Here is a 15,228-nt window from a genome sequence, read left to right as displayed (position 1 = left end):
CGTGGGCGCTTCATGGGCTCACTGATGCTCCGAGACCTGTGCGGCCCGGGTTGTTTCCGGGGTCAGTCCATGACGAGGCCCCCGTCGACCACCAGGTTCTGCCCGGTGATCGCCCGGGCCCAGGGAGAGGCGAAGAAAAGGACCGTGTCCGCGAATTCCTGCGGTGTGGTGACACGTCCCAGCGGGGTGGAGGACGCGATGAGGTCGAACACCTCCTCGGGGGTGGCTGCGCTGGCATCGGTGGTGCGCAGCAGGCCGCCAGAGACCATGTTCACCGTGACATCGTGCTGGCCCAGGTCCTTGGCCAGAGTCCGGGTCAGCGAGAGCAGGGCCGCTTTCGCCGCGGTGTAGTCGTGGTAGGGCACCACAGGGTTCTGGAACAAGTTGGTGCCGATGTTGATGACCCGCCCGAACCCTTGTTCCCGCATTCCGGGCAGAGCGGCTTGGATTGTGTTCAGGGCTCCTCGGACACTTCCGGAGAACTGGGCTTCGAACGCATCCCAATCAATCTCAGCTGCATACGGGCGGGCGTCTCCGTTGAAGGAGAAGGGCGCTAGCGCGTTGTTGACCACGGTGGTGATCGGGGCTCCGAAGTGTTGCTGCGCGTGTTCGAGCATGGCGCGTACCTGTTCGGGATCGGTGACATCAGCTTCCAGCGCTACAGCCCGTGACGAACCGATACGAGTTGCGCGTTCCTGGGCGCTGTCGTGGCTGACGCGGTAGTTGATCACCACCCGTGCGCCTTCGGCGGCGAAGGCATCGACGATGCTGGAGCCGAGTCCGCGGCCGCCACCGGTGATTAACACGACCTGTTCTCTGAGTTGCATGAAGGGACTTCCCTGGCTTCAGGGCGACAGAATGCGGAACCGACACCCGCAGGGGCCGGGAGGACATCCCTTCGCCAGTACGAACTGGATCAGGTTCAACGGGTGTCATCTCAGCCGGTGGGAACCGGCACCCCGTGTCACTACCTCCACACTAACCCTGGCCGGCTGGAGGAGGGTCGGCCGGATCGGCGGGACGGGGTGGATTCAGACGATCATGGCAGCGCCGGGGCCTTGGTGCTCCGGCTGGCTCCGACGGGAGCCACGCGCCTTTCCACAAGTGGCTGCTGTTCCATGCGTTGTGCGGGGAAACGCTAGGGTGGCAGTAGTGACACGGGGTGCTGCCCGCCAATGGTGCAGCTGAGAATCGATACCCGTTGAACCTGATCTAGTTCGAACTAGCGAAGGGATGTCGCGGATGGCTATTCGCTATACATCATCGGATTGTGCCGCACTGCTCGAGGAGTCGAGGGCCCGGAGCCCTCTGGTGCAGATCATCACCAACGCGGTGGTGACCAACTTCACCGCCAATGTGCTGCTCGCCCTAGGGGCAGCTCCGGCGATGGTGGACATACCGGAGGAGGCCGGGCAATTCGCCTCCGTAGCATCGGGGCTCCTGGTCAATCTGGGCACCCCAGGGCAGGAGCAGCGGGCCGCGATGGTCGAGGCCGTGCAGGCCGCCGATACCGCCGGCACCCCATGGGTCCTCGATCCGGTGGCAATCGGATCTCTGACCGTCCGCACACACTTGGCCCATCAGCTTGTCACCCACCGCCCGAGCATCATCCGCGGCAACGCGTCGGAGATCCTGGCTCTGGCCGGGGTAGGAACCGGGGGCCGGGGAGTGGATTCAACCGAAGAGCCCGCCTCCGCTCTCGAGGCCGCCAGGCAGTTGGCTGCCTCGTCCGGGTCGGCGGTGGCGGTATCCGGTGCGGTCGATCTGTTTGTCGGACCGGACGGACAGATGGTCGCTGCAGCCAATGGGAACTCCCTCCTGACCCGTGTCACGGGTGGCGGGTGCGCGTTGGGTGCGGTGATGGCCGCTTTCGCGTCGCTGACCGATGATGCAGTGTTGGCCGCGACAGCAGCCACCGGTGCTTACACCATTGCAGCGGAGCAGGCTGCGGCGCAGGCACACGGCCCGGGGAGCTTCGCGGTGAGCTTCCTCGACATGCTTGCAGGCCTCACACCTGACGACGTCATCATGAGGCTGGACCTCCGTTCCGTCGAAGCATCGGGCTCCGCACGATGATCCGCCAGGGCTTCAGGGCGGACCTCAGCCAGCACCTGCCGCTGTACCTGGTGACTGATACGGCGCAGTGCAGCCCACGATCGGTCGCGACAGTCGCGGCCGAGGCCGTGGCCGGCGGTGCCACGATGATCCAGGTGCGGGACAAGGAAGCCTCCGCGCGGGACCTGCTGCACCTGCTCGTGACTGTCGCGGATTCTGTCGGAGGCACCGTGCCGGTATTGGTCGATGACCGGGTGGATATCTTCCTGGCGGCTCGGGCCGCGGGAGCGCAGGTAGCCGGGGTGCATGTCGGTCAGTCCGACGTGCCGGCAGACCTCGTCCGGGCGCTGGTAGGACCGGAGACCATCGTCGGCTTGAGTGCGGCAACCACGGCCGAGATCCGCGCGGCGCACCGGTTTCCGGTCGGGATGGTGGATTACCTAGGGGTCGGTGCCATTCATGCGACCGCTACCAAGCCCGATCATCCTGAGCCCTTGGGGATCAGCGGCTTCAGTGCCCTCGTCACGGCAAGTTCCCTGCCGTGTGTCGCGATCGGGGGAATCAGTGGCGCTGATCTACGCCCTCTGCGAGATGCCGGTGCCGTCGGGGTGGCCGTCGTATCCGCCATCTGCGCGTCGAAGGATCCCAGGTCCGCGGCAGAGGCGTTGAAGGAGGCATGGTGTTCCTGAATGATCTGAACCCGCGTGAAGTTCCTCGGATTCTCAGCATCGCCGGAACCGACCCGACCGGTGGCGCGGGCATTCAGGCCGACCTGAAAAGCATCGCCGCCCTCGGCGGATATGGAATGGCGGTCGTCACGTCCCTGGTGGCGCAGAACACGCGGGGCGTTCGTTCCGTACACACCCCACCACCGACGTTCCTCGGAGAGCAACTCGATGCGGTCAGTGACGATGTGACGATCGATGCGGTGAAGATCGGCATGCTGGGAGACGTAGCGACCATCACCGTTGTCCGGGAATGGCTCGGCCGGGTACAGCCGCCTCTGGTGGTGCTGGATCCTGTCATGGTTGCCACCAGCGGGGACCGGCTCCTGGCCGCTGACGCCGAGACCGCGTTGCGCGAACTGGTCGGCCAGGCTCACTTGGTGACCCCCAACCTTCCCGAACTAGCCGTCCTGGTGGGCGGACCGATCACCGCACAGTGGCCCGTAGCTCTCGACCAGGCCCGAGAACTGTCCACTACCTCCGGAACGGTGGTGCTCGTCAAGGGCGGCCACCTGGACGCCGACGGCAGCCCCGACGCACTCGTCGACACCTCCGGACGACTGGGAAGCACCCACGACGGAAAGGTCTTCGAGATCATCACCCCCCGGGTGGACACCAGGAATTCACACGGAACCGGGTGTTCACTGTCCTCCGCCATCGCCACCGTGATGGCGAGGACCGGCGATTGGACCCGCGCACTCTCCGACACCAAGAACTGGCTGCAGGATGCCCTTACCCATGCCGATGAACTGCAGGTCGGGCAGGGCAACGGACCCATCAACCACTTCCACCAGCTCTGGGCGGAAGCCGAGACCCACCCAAGTCGACACGACAGCAGGATGGATTAGGAGTACGAATCAGCGAGGGGCTGGCCTGCTTCGAGACGCAGACAGAACGTCCCTCTGCGAGGAGCGTCGGGGTCGACGAGGCGCGCTGCCGTTGCTCGCCGCGTGGGAGAGGGAGTGGATCCGACCGCGCCCGCGGTTCTAGAGGTACGGCTCCACGTTCTGCTCGAAGGAGCGCTGGATCGCGGTGCTGGCGGTCGCGAAGGCCGTCGCAGGGTCGCCCTGCTGCAGGATGATGCTCTCCAGCGCCGTCGTCAGCTCCTTGTCCCCGCCCGGCACGAACACGCGGCCCCAGTCCTGAACACGCGTGGTCTCGAGCTGGTCCACGGCGGTACGGAACTGCGGTGACTTCGCGTACACCTCGGCCATGATGCTGCTGTCGCGTGCCGAGGTCCGCACGGGCATGTAGCCGGTGTTCGAGGAGAAGTATGCGGTGCTGTCGGTGCTCGTGAGGAACTTGAGGAACATGCCCGCGGCGAGCTGCTGCTCCGGCGTACGGTCCGCGCTGATGGCCACCCCGGTACCGCCCGTGGGACAGGCCGGACCTTCGGGACCCGCCGGGAGGAACCCGGTCCCCACCTCGAACTTCGCGGCCTTCAGGATCCCGGTCAGCGAACCGGTGGAGGCGATCGTGCAGCCCGTGAGCCCAGCACCGAAGTCGACGGCGTTGTCGGTCGCCGCGATGGCGGCCACCCTGTCCTCGAAGATCATGGACTGCACGAACTTCGCGGCGTCCAGGGCCTCCGGGGTGTCCAGCGTCATGGTCCACTCGTCCGAGTACGCGCCTCCCCTGCCCCAGAGGAAGTTGCAGAACCACCAGGCGGCCCACGAGGTGCCCTTGCCGAGGCCGAGCGGCGTGATGCCACCGGCGGCGAGCTTCGGGGCCCACTCCATGAACTCGTCCCATGTCTCGGGCGAGCGGTCCGGCAGGCCCGCCGCGGCCCAGGCGTCCTTGTTGTAGTAGAACAGCGGGGTGGACCGCGCATAGGGCACGGCCCAGTGTGCGTCCTTGAACCGGTAGTCGCTGTAGAGCGTCTCGTTGTAGTCCGCGGTATCGAACCCGAGGTGCTCCGCGATCTGATCCATGGGCAGGGTCTGCCCGTTGATCATGTAGCGGAACCACCACACGTCACTGGCGACGACGACGTCGGGCCCGTTGCCGGTGCCCGTGGCGGCCTGGAACTTCTGGGCCACCTCGTCGTAGTTGGCCCCCGCCGTGACGAGGTTAACGTTGATGCCGCTCTCGGCCGTGAAGCGCCTGATCAGCTCCTCCTCGACGGGCCTGGAGGCACCCGGATGGTTGCTCCACCAGGTGATCTCCTTCGCCGGGGTGACCGACGCCCAGTCGGTGGCGGCTTCCGTGGCGGCACCGCCGGAGACGTCGGAGCTGACGGACGGGCCGCTGCAGGCTGCGAGTGCGGCGGCGCCCCCGAATAGCGCGGTGAACTGGAGCAACTGGCGGCGGTCGAGGTCGATCTGCGGGCGCGGGGACATGGGGACTCCTGGGTGGTAGGGGTGTATCGGAGGGAACAGGTGGGGTTCAGCCGGTGACGGCACCGGCGGTGAGGCCGGAGACGATCCGCTTCTGCAGGGCGAAGAAGGCGATGAGGACGGGGGCGGTCACGAGCACCGTGGCGGCCATGAGGACGCCCCAGTCGGCCATGCCGTCGTTGTTCTGCAGCAGCGTGAGTCCCACGGGAAGGGTCATCATCTCGGCGCGGTCGACGACGAGCAGCGGCCACAGGTACTCGTTCCACTCGGCGACGATCGACACGAGGGCCACGGCGGCGATGGTCGGGGCCGAGATCGGGACGATGAAGCGCCACAGGCGCGTCCAGTGGCCGGCGCCGTCGAGCGCGGCCGCCTCGAGGATGGAGGCAGGCAGTGTGAGGAAGTGCTGGCGGAAGAGGAAGGTGCCGAAGGCGCTCGCGAGGCCGGGCACGATGATGCCCTGGTAGGTGTTGATCCAGCCGAGCTCGGCCACGAGCGTGTAGTTGGGGATGATGACGATCTGCTGCGGCACGAGCAGCGCGAAGATCACCACGCCGAAGACGAGCTTCTTGAGCGGGAAGTCCAGGAAGACGAGCGCGTACGCGGTCGTCAGGCCCAGCATCATCTTGAGGCCGGCGCCGATCACGGTGGTGATGGCGCTGTTGAGGAAGAAGTTCCCGAAGGGCACGGCGTTGATCGCCGATGCGTAGTTCGTGGCATCCACCGTGGCGGGCAGCCACTGGATGGGTGAGCTGTAGATCTCGTCGGGGTCCTTGAAGCCCGCCAGCACCATCCAGACCAGGGGCAGGACCATGACGGCCACCGCGACCGTCAGCGTGAGGTAGCTCCCCCAGGGGGTGGGTGTCCGGCGCCGCGCGACGCCCGCCTGCGTTGTCGTGGCACCCATCAGTAGTGCACCTTCCTGTCGACGTACTTCAGCTGGGCGAACGTCACGAGCAGCAGGACCGCGAAGAGGATGGTGGCGACCGCCGACGAATAGCCGGCGCGCCCGCTCTGGAAGCCCTCCTGATAGATCTGGTACATCATCGTGGTGGTCCCCCCGAGCGGTCCTCCCTTGGTCATGGCCTGGATGATGTCGAAGGACTGCAGCGACGTCAGCAGCGTGGTGATGGCGAGGAAGAACGTGGTGGGACCGAGCAGCGGCAGCACGATGGACCGGAAGGACCGCAGGGAGGTCGCCCCGTCGATCGAGGCGGCTTCCACGAGGTCCCGCGGCACCGATTGCAGGGCGGCCAGGTAGATGAGCGCCACGTGGCCCACGTTCTTCCACAGGTAGACCACGATCACCATGGCGAGCGCCCACTGCGGGTCGTTGTACCAGTCCGGCGAGGCGAGGCCCACGAGCCGCAGCAGGGCCGCGGTGACACCGAAGTTCGGATCGAACACGAAGAGCCAGAGCAGCCCGACGGCGACGCCGGACAGCACGTACGGCGCGACGACGACGGTCCGCGCAGCGCCGGTGCCGCGCAGCCTGCGGTTGAGGACGAGCGCGAGGAGGAGCCCGATCACCATACCGCCGCCCACGGTGGCGAGCGTGAAGACGAGCGTCACGGCGATGATCCGGGGCGTCGTCGGGTCCGTGAACCAGTCGGCGTAGTTCTGGAAGCCGACGGGCATGGCGACCGCCGAGCCGATGTTCCACTGCAGCGTCGAGTAGTACAGGGACTGCAGGAGCGGCTTGTAGGTGAAGATCACCAGCAGGGCCACGTTGGGCCCCGCGAAGAGCAGGAACAGCAGCCAGGCTTTCCAGGGGGTCCGGTGCCTGCGCTGCACCGGCCGCGGAGCAGGGCCGGCGGCGGGCGACGACGGCTGTGACCTGTGGCCGGTCCGCTCCCTCGGTCCGCCGGAGACCACGGGGGTGTCCGTCACCTGTTCCATCGATCGCCCTTCACTCCGCCTGCTCGAACTCTTGCAAGGCTAGGGGCGCCGAGTGCCCGAAATCCCCGGAACGGCGGCGTCCGGCGGACTTGTCCGGCAGAGTTCACCCGGCATTAAGGCGCGCTGCCTCCTGTTCTCCTGACGGCCACCCACTCGGTCCGATCGGCGGCAGGAAGGTCGGTGACATAGTTCTCCGTGGATATTCCGCTCTGCGCTCGTGCCGTGTCCGGGTGAGCCGGCACAGCGCGGCGTCGCGCCTCCGGACCTAGCCGGCGGACCGCGTGAGTCCGGAGGAGACGAGCTCCGCGAGGTCGTTGAAGCTGTACAGGTGCACTCCCGCGTAGCCGGCGCCGTCGAGTGCAGCCACCAGCGGCGCCGGATCGTAGGACGCCGAGGAGAGCAGCTGCCGGACCACCGAGCCGGCGCCCGCTCCGCCCACCGATCGCCGGAGGAACCCGAGTGACTGGCCTACCCCGATCCGTCCGGCGAGCCGGACGAGGCGGCTCATGCGCACGGGCCCTGGGACGCCGGCCCACACCGGCAGACCGATGCCCGCCTCGCGCAACCGGGACGGGTAGGCGCGCAGTGTGGCGGGCGAGAAACAGAGCTGGGTGACGCACCAGGACGCCAGTTCCTGCTTGGCGCGCAGCGTCCGGGCCAGCTCCGCATCGGACGTCCCGGGGTGTCCCTCGGGGTAGACGGCGATCCCCATGCGCAGGGTCCCGCCCGAGAGGTCGGCGATGTCCTCCATCAATGCGCCGCTCCACGCGTAGGGACCCGCGGGTTCGGCAGCGTCTCCGCCGACCACGAACACGTCCGTGATGCCGGCGTCACCGCACTGCCCCACGTACCGGGCGAGCTCGGCGCGGTCCGTGACCGAACGGGCGGCCAGATGCGGGATCACCGTGTACCCGGCTCCTGCCAGGCCCACCGCCACATCCACCGCCTTCCGCGGACCATGCTGCGGCAGGCACGTGACGGTCACGGCTGCGGGAGCGGGCACGTGCGCGCGCAACCGTTCCACGAGGCCGTCCCCGGGAACCACCTCGATGCGGACGGGCAGCCCGGCCGTGCTCAGGTCAGCACTCCACGACGTTAAGCGCCAGCCCGCCGCGTGCGGTCTCCTTGTACTTGTCCATCATGTCCGCACCCGTATCACGCATGGTCTTGATCGCCACGTCGAGGGACACGTGGTGCTGCCCGTCGCCGCGCACGGCCATGCGCGCTGCGGTGATGGCCTTCATGGCCCCGACGGCGTTCCGCTCGATGCAGGGGATCTGCACGAGTCCGCCCACGGGATCGCACGTCAGCCCGAGGTTGTGCTCGATCCCGATCTCGGCGGCGTTCTCCACCTGCTCGGGCGTCCCGCCGAGGACCTCGGCCAGCGCGCCGGCGGCCATGGCGCATGCCGAACCCACCTCTCCCTGGCAGCCCACCTCGGCCCCGGAGATCGAGGCGTTCTTCTTGAACAGTGATCCGATGGCCGTGGCGGCGAGCAGGAAGCGCACCACGCCGTCGTCGTCCGCTCCCGGCACGAAGTCCACGTAGTACTTCAGGACCGCCGGGATGATCCCGGCGGCACCGTTGGTGGGCGCGGTGACCACGCGGCCGCCCGCGGCGTTCTCCTCGTTGACCGCGAGGGCGAACAGCGTGACCCATTCCATGGTGCCGAGCCGGTCGGAGGGGTCGTCGGCCTTCTCGAGCAGTTGGCGCTGCCGCTCGGCGCGGCGGCGTACGCTCAGGCCGCCCGGCAGGATGCCGCCGGTGGTGGTACCACGCCGGATGGTGTCCTGCATGACGGCCCAGATCTCCAGCAGGCCGGCCCGCACCTCGGCCTCCGGCCGCCAGGCCCGCTCGTTGGCGAGGACGACGTCGGAGAAGGACCAGCCCGTGGACCGGCAGATGTCCAGCAACTGGTCCGCGGTGTCGAAGGGGTGGGACGCCGGCAGGGGGGCGAAATCGGCCGTCTCCGTACCGATCTGGTCCTCGTCGAGAACGAACCCACCACCGACCGAGAAGTATTCCCTCACCCGCATAATGCCCTGTGCAGAATATGCCGAGAATCGCATACCGTTGGTGTGGTAGTCGAGGCGCTGTCTGCGGTGCAGCACCACGTCGGTCTCGGGGTCGAAGGAGATCCGGTACCCGGCGGCCAGATTCAATGACCGGCACTCGCCGATGCAGGCCACTCGGGCGTCGGCGGACGTCGGATCCACGAGGTGCGGCTGGTCCCCCTCGAGTCCGAGCAGAACCGCCTTCACGGTCCCGTGACCGTGCCCGGTGACCCCGAGCGACCCGAAGAGGTCCACCTGCACACGCTGCACGTCGGGCAGCATCCCCTCGGCACGGAGCAGCTCGGTGAACAGGTACGCGGCGGTCATCGGTCCGCCGGTGTGCGAGCTGGAAGGGCCGATGCCGATCTTGAAGAGGTCGAAGGCGCTGATCGTCACTGCGCGCTACCGGCGGGCTTCTCGCGCCTGTAGAACGGGGTGGCGATCACGGTGAAGGGCTCCGGGCGGCCGCGCAGGTCCACCTGCACCTGCGTACCGGGATCGGAGTACTCCGACGCCACGTAGGCCAGGGCCACCGGATAGCCGAGGGTCGGGCTCGGCAGGCCGGAGGTCACCGACCCCACCCGCGTGCCGTCGACGACGACGTCGTACCCGGCGCGCGCCGACCGGCGGCCCATGGCGCGCAGGCCCACGAGGCGTCGCGCGGGCTCAACGGCCTTGAGCGGCTCGAGGACCGAACGTCCCACGAAGTCGTCGGCCTTCTTGGTACTCACCACGGGTCCGAGACCCGCCTCGAAGGGGTTGGTCCCGAGGCCGAGCTCGTGCCCGTAGAGGGGCATGCCGGCCTCCAGCCGCAGGGAGTCGCGAGCCGCGAGGCCGCAGGGCAGCAGCCCGTGGGCACTCCCCGCCCGCAGTGCCTCGTCCCAGAGGCGTACGGCGAAGCCGCTGCCGATGAAGATCTCGAAGCCGTCCTCCCCGGTGTACCCGGTGCGCGCCAGCAGGACGGGCAGGCCGGCGAGCTCGAGCTCCACGGCGGCGTAGTATTTCAGGCCCCGGATCGTGTCCGCGTCCTCGGGCCGCGCGAGGTCCAGGAGCACCGCCTCGGCCGTGGGGCCCTGCACGGCGATCAGGGCCGTGGCCTCGGACTGGTCCTCGACGGCCACGTCGAAGCCCTTGGCCCGTACGCGCAGTTCCTCCGCGACGACGCCCGCGTTGGAGGCGTTGGGCACCACCAGGAAGGAGTCCTCGGCGAGACGGTACGTGATGAGGTCGTCGATCACGCCTCCCTCGGGTGTGCAGATCAGCGAGTACTTCGCCTTCCCGACGGCGATGACCGCAAGATTGCTGACCAGGGCGTAGTTGAGGAACTCGCCCGCCTCGGGACCGGTGACGAGCACCTCGCCCATGTGGGACAGGTCGAAGAGCCCCGCCGCCTTCCGGACGGTGTGGTGTTCCTCGAGTTCGCTGCGGTACTTCAGCGGCATCTGCCACCCGCCGAAGTCGGTGAACGATGCGCCGTGCGCCTCGTGCTGTGTGTGGAGGGCCGTGTGTCTGCTCTGCTCGCTCAAGGGGTTCCTAGTCTTCGAAGGCTTCGATGGGCGGGCAGGAGCACACGAGGTTGCGGTCGCCGTGGGCGCCGTCGATCCTCCGCACCGGCGGGAAGTACTTGTCATGGCGCAGCGATCGCAGGGGGTAGGCGGCGAGCTCGCGCGGGTAGGCCTGCGTCCACTCGTCCCCGATGAGGACCTGCGCGGTGTGGGGCGCCTGGCGCAGCGGGCTCTCCTCGATGCCGAACTCCCCGGCGGCCACGCGGTCGATCTCGCCCTTGATGGAGATCATCGCGTCAACGAAGCGGTCCAGCTCGGCGAGGTCCTCGGATTCCGTCGGCTCCACCATGAGGGTCCCCGCGACGGGGAACGACAGCGTGGGGGCGTGGAAGCCGTAGTCGATCAGGCGCTTGGCGACGTCCTCGGCGGTCACGCCGGTGGCGGCGGTCAGGGGGCGCAGGTCGAGGATGCACTCGTGCGCTACGAGGCCCTGCACACCGGTGTAGAGCACGGGGAAGTGCTCGGTCAGGCGTGCGGCCACGTAGTTCGCTGCGAGGAGGGCGTGGGCCGTCGCGCTCGTGAGCCCCTCGGAGCCCATGAGGGCCACGTACGCCCAGGAGATCGGCAGGACGCCGGCCGAACCGTACATCGAACCCGAGACGGGCGTCCCGCCCGCGGCGTCCGGTCCGCCGTCCGTGACGATGTCGCGGTTGGCGTCGCCCGGCAGGAACGGTGCGAGGTGTGCGGCGACGGCCACGGGCCCCACGCCGGGTCCGCCGCCGCCGTGTGGGATGCAGAACGTTTTGTGCAGGTTCAGGTGGGACACGTCACCGCCGAAGGCCCCCGGCTGGGCGAGGCCCACGAGCGCGTTGAGGTTGGCGCCGTCGATGTACACCTGGCCGCCGGCGTCGTGCACCTTCTCGCAGACCCACCGCACGTCCTCCTCGAACACGCCGTGCGTGGAGGGGTAGGTGATCATGATGGCCGAGAGGTTGTCGGCGTGCTGCTCGATCTTGGCGAGCAGGTCGTCGTGGTCGATGTTGCCGTTCCGGGCGGTGCCGACCACCACGACCTTCATCCCGGCCAGCACGGCGGACGCGGCGTTGGTGCCGTGCGCCGAGGACGGGATGAGGCAGACCGTGCGGTTCTCGTCGCCGCGCGAACGGTGGTAGCCGCGGATGGCCAGGAGGCCCGCCAGTTCGCCCTGAGACCCGGCGTTCGGCTGCAGGGACACGCGGGCGTAGCCCGTGATCTCCGCGAGGCGGTCCTCGAGGTCGGTGATCAGCTCACGCCAGCCCTCGGTCTGGCTCTCGGGCGCGAAGGGGTGGATGGAGGCGAACTCGGGCCAGGAGATGGACTCCATCTCCACCGTCGCGTTGAGCTTCATGGTGCACGAGCCCAGCGGGATCATGGTGCGGTCCAGGGCGAGGTCCTTGTCCGAGAGCCTGCGCAGGTACCGGAGCATCGCCGTCTCGGAGCGGTGCCGCGAGAACACGGGGTGGGTCATGAAGGAAGAGGTGCGGCGCAGGTCCTCCGGAAGGCGCTCCCCGCGGGCGGTCCCCTCGGCTGTTGCACCGAAGACAGCGGCGATGGCCGCGACGTGCTCCGGCGTGGTCGTCTCGTCGCAGGAGATGCCGAGGTGGTCGGCGTCCACGCGGCGCAGGTTGTAGCCCTCGGCCTCGGCGGCGTCCGCGTACTCGGCGGCCTTGCCGGGCACGCGGACCAGGAGGGTGTCGAAGAACGCCTCGTGCACGACGGCCGCGCCTGTCCCCTCGAGAGCCGCGGCGAGCGCGACGGCGCGCTGGTGGGTGGTGCGGGCGATCGCCGTGAGCCCCTCCGGGCCGTGGTACACGGCGTACATGGACGCGACGATCGCCAGCAGCGCCTGCGCGGTGCAGATGTTGCTCGTGGCCTTCTCGCGGCGGATGTGCTGCTCGCGGGTCTGGAGGGCCAGGCGGTAGGCGGGAGCACCGTCGGCGTCCTTCGACACGCCCACGAGGCGTCCGGGCAGCATGCGCTCGAGACCCTTGCGCACCGCCATGTAGGCGGCGTGCGGGCCGCCGAAGAAGAGGGGCACGCCAAAGCGCTGCGCGGAGCCGACGGCGATGTCCGCGCCCTGCTCGCCGGGCGCGGTGATGAGCGTGAGGGCCAGGAGGTCGGCGGCGACCGTGACGAGCGCGCCCCGCTCCTTGGCCGCGGCGATAACGGAGGCGTGGTTCCGCAGGGCACCCGAGGCGCCGGGCTGCTGCAGGACGACGCCGTTGATGTCGCCGTCGGGCAGGCCGGCGGAGAGGTCGGCGATCTCGACCTCGAACCCGAGGGCCTCGGCGCGGCCGCGGACGACGGCGACGGTCTGCGGGAGGGCGTCGGCGTCGATGACGGTGCGGCCCTTGTTCTTGCCGGAGCGGCGCATGAGCAGCACGGCCTCGGTGACGGCGGAGGCCTCGTCGAGCAGCGAGGCGTTGGCGATGTCGAGGGCGGTGAGGTCCTGCACCATGGTCTGGAAGTTCAGGAGGGCCTCGAGGCGGCCCTGGGAGATCTCGGGCTGGTAGGGCGTGTACGCCGTGTACCAAGCGGGCGACTCGAGGACGTTGCGGCGGATGACCGGTGGGGTGACCGTGTCGAAGTAGCCCTGGCCGATCATCTGCACGGCGGTCCGGTTACGGCCGGCGATCCGGCGCAGCTGCGCCAGGACCTCGGTCTCGCTGAGGGCCGCCGGCAGGCTGAGTGCGCGATCCAGGCGAATGCTGGCGGGCACGGCCAGGTCCACGAGCTTCTCGAGGCTCGGGTACCCGAGGACCTCGAGCATCTTCCCGGCATCGGCGGTGCGTGGGCCGATGTGGCGGTCGGCGAAGGTCGCGGCGGTGCCGGAAGCCGTGTCGGGTGTAGCGGTCATGGGAACTCCGTACGTCAGATGGGAGCGCGGGCGCGCGGGCCTGGTCGAGTTCCTCCCCGCTCTGTGTGGGACCTGAGAGTTTCCGCAGGACTCCGCGCCTGCTTGCACCGTCGGTGAGCACCGAACCGCGTCCGGGCTGCTTTCCAGAGTTGCCTATCCGCAGCGGTACTTCGGCCTGAGAGATTCCTGGGGAGGATTTGCTCCTACGGCGCCTGCCGGTGTGTGGTCAACGGCAGAACTCTCCCGCTGCAGATCGATGGCGTATTCAGTTGGGTCGTGCGGCTGTGAGCCGCCCCACAGCTTACCGCGCGGGCCGGACACGAGGCAAAGACACCCCCGGCGCCGACGGAACAGTACCCGAGGCCGGGGCGCCGTGGAAGGGGTTGTGCACAAAGGCGGGCGGAGCCCTCCCGCTCGCGGCCTGCCGCAGCTAGCGTGAGAACACCCGCACTTCCGGCACCAGGAGTATCACCGATGATCCCCCGCTTCCGCTCGGCCGCCGCCGTCGTCGTCCTGCTCGCCGCCGCCCTCCTGTCCGCCCCGCCGGCCACCGCGGCGGGGGCCTCGTATGTGGCGCTCGGTGATTCCTACTCCTCCGGCACGGGCACGCGCGCCTACCTCGCGGACGGCTCGTCCTGCCAGCGCTCGGTGTACGCCTACCCCTCGCTCATCGCGAGCGCCAGGGGCTACGCCCTGAACTTCCGTGCATGCTCCGGCGCCACGGTCCCCGACGTCGTCGCGACCCAGCTCGGCGCCCTCGGCCCGGCCACGTCGTACGTCACCCTCAGCGTGGGCGGGAACGACGCCGCCTTCGTGGACGTCCTGACCGAATGCGCGCAACCCGCCTGGATGAGCAACTGCACGGCGTCGATCGACAGGGCGCAGGCCGTCATCACGAACCAGCTGCCAGGCAGTCTCTCCTCGCTGTACCGGCAGATCCGCGCACGGGCGCCATACGCATCGGTGACGATCGCGGGCTACCCGCGGATCTTCAACGGCGAGGACTGCAACGCCGCCACCTGGTTCTCGCCCGCGGAGGAGTCCCGCCTGAACGCCACGGCGGACCTGCTGAACAGGACGACGGCGGCAGCCGCCGCGGCGGCGGGCTTCGCCTTCCGCAACCCGACGGCGGCCTTCACCGGCCATGCGGTGTGCGATGCATCCGAGTGGGTGAACGGGCTCTCCAACCCCGTCTCGGACTCGTACCACCCGAACCGGGCGGGACACGCCTCGGGGTACGTCCCCCTGATGGGCCCGTCGCTCACGGGAACCCCTGTGGGCGTCACCCAGCAGACGCTGCAGGCCGCCGAGCTGTCGGCTCCGGCCCTCGCACGGCAGCAGGGCGTACACGCCGCCGAGGATTCCCGGATCCGGCCGGAGGAGTTCGTCCTGCCGGACCTGAAGAGCCCGGCGGCCAGGGCGGCCGCGGCACGCGCCGGCGTCGACCTCCTCGATCCCGCCAGCATCGACCGGGCCGACCGCGCGGCGGAGGCACGCCAGCTCGGTCGCCGGTAGACCGGCCGCCAGGCCCGGCCGGTCAGGCCCGGTTCGTGACGTGCGTGCTCGAACCGTTCCCGGCGGCCTGGATGATCAGGTCCTGCGACGCCTCGTGGTGCGGCGCCACGTGCCACGCCCCGTCCCGGTCCAGCGGGCACCGTGCGACCCGCCCGCCCATCACGCGTACATACGTTTGCATGGAATATCCGTGATGCCGCGCCCGTTCTACCAGCGGGTCCAGGGCGGGCCCGATCACCAAGC

13 protein-coding genes and 3 riboswitches are annotated in these 15,228 nt (G+C 69.0%); of the genes, 4 read left to right on the top strand and 9 right to left on the bottom strand.

Annotation, left to right across the window (positions count from 1 at the left end):
• Nucleotides 1–62: 62 nt before the first annotated feature.
• Nucleotides 63–827, bottom strand: a complete 765-nt coding sequence (locus ACX80N_RS14370) for a 3-oxoacyl-ACP reductase (RefSeq protein ID WP_459339934.1) — start codon at nt 825–827, stop codon at nt 63–65.
• 49 nt (nt 828–876) lie between these two features.
• Nucleotides 877–972, bottom strand: a riboswitch (TPP riboswitch).
• Between the two features lie 176 nt (nt 973–1,148).
• Nucleotides 1,149–1,251: riboswitch (TPP riboswitch) on the top strand.
• On the opposite strand from ACX80N_RS14370, the gene thiM reads away from it, so the two are divergent.
• The 3 genes from thiM (at nt 1,234) to thiD (ending at nt 3,628) form a co-directional block, all read left to right on the top strand.
• Entirely contained in the window at nt 1,234–2,076 is an 843-nt protein-coding gene (gene thiM, locus ACX80N_RS14365) for a hydroxyethylthiazole kinase (protein ID WP_459339933.1), read from the top strand. (Overlaps the previous riboswitch by 18 nt.)
• Nucleotides 2,073–2,744, top strand: a complete 672-nt coding sequence (gene thiE, locus ACX80N_RS14360) for a thiamine phosphate synthase (protein ID WP_459339932.1) — start codon at nt 2,073–2,075, stop codon at nt 2,742–2,744. Before thiM ends, thiE begins: the two co-directional genes overlap by 4 nt.
• Nucleotides 2,732–3,628 (top strand): bifunctional hydroxymethylpyrimidine kinase/phosphomethylpyrimidine kinase, encoded by an 897-nt coding sequence (gene thiD, locus ACX80N_RS14355; RefSeq protein ID WP_459339931.1) that lies wholly within the window; start codon nt 2,732–2,734, stop codon nt 3,626–3,628. The genes thiE and thiD overlap by 13 nt, the downstream gene beginning before the upstream one ends.
• 138 nt (nt 3,629–3,766) lie before the next feature.
• On the opposite strand, the gene ACX80N_RS14350 is transcribed toward thiD, so the two are convergent.
• From ACX80N_RS14350 to gcvP, 7 genes are all read right to left on the bottom strand, one after another.
• Nucleotides 3,767–5,119, bottom strand: a complete 1,353-nt coding sequence (locus tag ACX80N_RS14350; protein WP_459339930.1) for an ABC transporter substrate-binding protein — start codon at nt 5,117–5,119, stop codon at nt 3,767–3,769.
• Nucleotides 5,120–5,165: 46 nt separating this feature from the next.
• Nucleotides 5,166–6,023: a carbohydrate ABC transporter permease gene (locus tag ACX80N_RS14345; protein ID WP_459339929.1), complete on the bottom strand. Its 858-nt coding sequence runs from the start codon at nt 6,021–6,023 to the stop codon at nt 5,166–5,168.
• Complete coding sequence (locus tag ACX80N_RS14340; protein WP_459339928.1) at nt 6,023–7,015, bottom strand: carbohydrate ABC transporter permease; 993 nt, start codon at nt 7,013–7,015, stop codon at nt 6,023–6,025. Before ACX80N_RS14340 ends, ACX80N_RS14345 begins: the two co-directional genes overlap by 1 nt.
• A gap of 265 nt (nt 7,016–7,280) precedes the next feature.
• Nucleotides 7,281–8,039 carry a methylenetetrahydrofolate reductase gene (locus ACX80N_RS14335; RefSeq protein WP_459339927.1) on the bottom strand — a complete coding sequence of 253 codons (759 nt, stop codon included), beginning with the start codon at nt 8,037–8,039 and terminating at the stop codon, nt 7,281–7,283.
• Nucleotides 8,040–8,094: 55 nt separating this feature from the next.
• A complete protein-coding gene (locus ACX80N_RS14330; RefSeq protein WP_459339926.1) occupies nt 8,095–9,465 on the bottom strand; it encodes an L-serine ammonia-lyase in 1,371 nt (456 codons plus the stop codon).
• On the bottom strand, nt 9,462–10,595 hold the full coding sequence (gcvT, locus tag ACX80N_RS14325; RefSeq protein WP_459339925.1) for a glycine cleavage system aminomethyltransferase GcvT: 1,134 nt from the start codon (nt 10,593–10,595) through the stop codon (nt 9,462–9,464). Before gcvT ends, ACX80N_RS14330 begins: the two co-directional genes overlap by 4 nt.
• A 7-nt stretch (nt 10,596–10,602) precedes the next feature.
• Nucleotides 10,603–13,470 carry an aminomethyl-transferring glycine dehydrogenase gene (gcvP, locus tag ACX80N_RS14320; protein WP_459339924.1) on the bottom strand — a complete coding sequence of 956 codons (2,868 nt, stop codon included), beginning with the start codon at nt 13,468–13,470 and terminating at the stop codon, nt 10,603–10,605.
• Nucleotides 13,471–13,623: 153 nt separating this feature from the next.
• Nucleotides 13,624–13,726: riboswitch (glycine riboswitch) on the bottom strand.
• Between the two features lie 218 nt (nt 13,727–13,944).
• On the opposite strand from gcvP, the gene ACX80N_RS14315 reads away from it, so the two are divergent.
• A complete protein-coding gene (locus tag ACX80N_RS14315) occupies nt 13,945–14,985 on the top strand; it encodes an SGNH/GDSL hydrolase family protein (RefSeq protein WP_459339923.1) in 1,041 nt (346 codons plus the stop codon).
• A 22-nt stretch (nt 14,986–15,007) separates the two neighbouring features.
• Here ACX80N_RS14315 and ACX80N_RS14310 read toward each other — a convergent pair whose 3' ends face one another.
• Nucleotides 15,008–15,166, bottom strand: a complete 159-nt coding sequence (locus ACX80N_RS14310) for a hypothetical protein (RefSeq protein WP_459339922.1) — start codon at nt 15,164–15,166, stop codon at nt 15,008–15,010.
• Between the last annotated feature and the right edge of the window lie 62 nt (nt 15,167–15,228).

Source organism: Arthrobacter sp. MDT2-16, from assembly GCF_054510925.1.
This window is presented reverse-complemented; position numbering and strand designations above follow the sequence as displayed.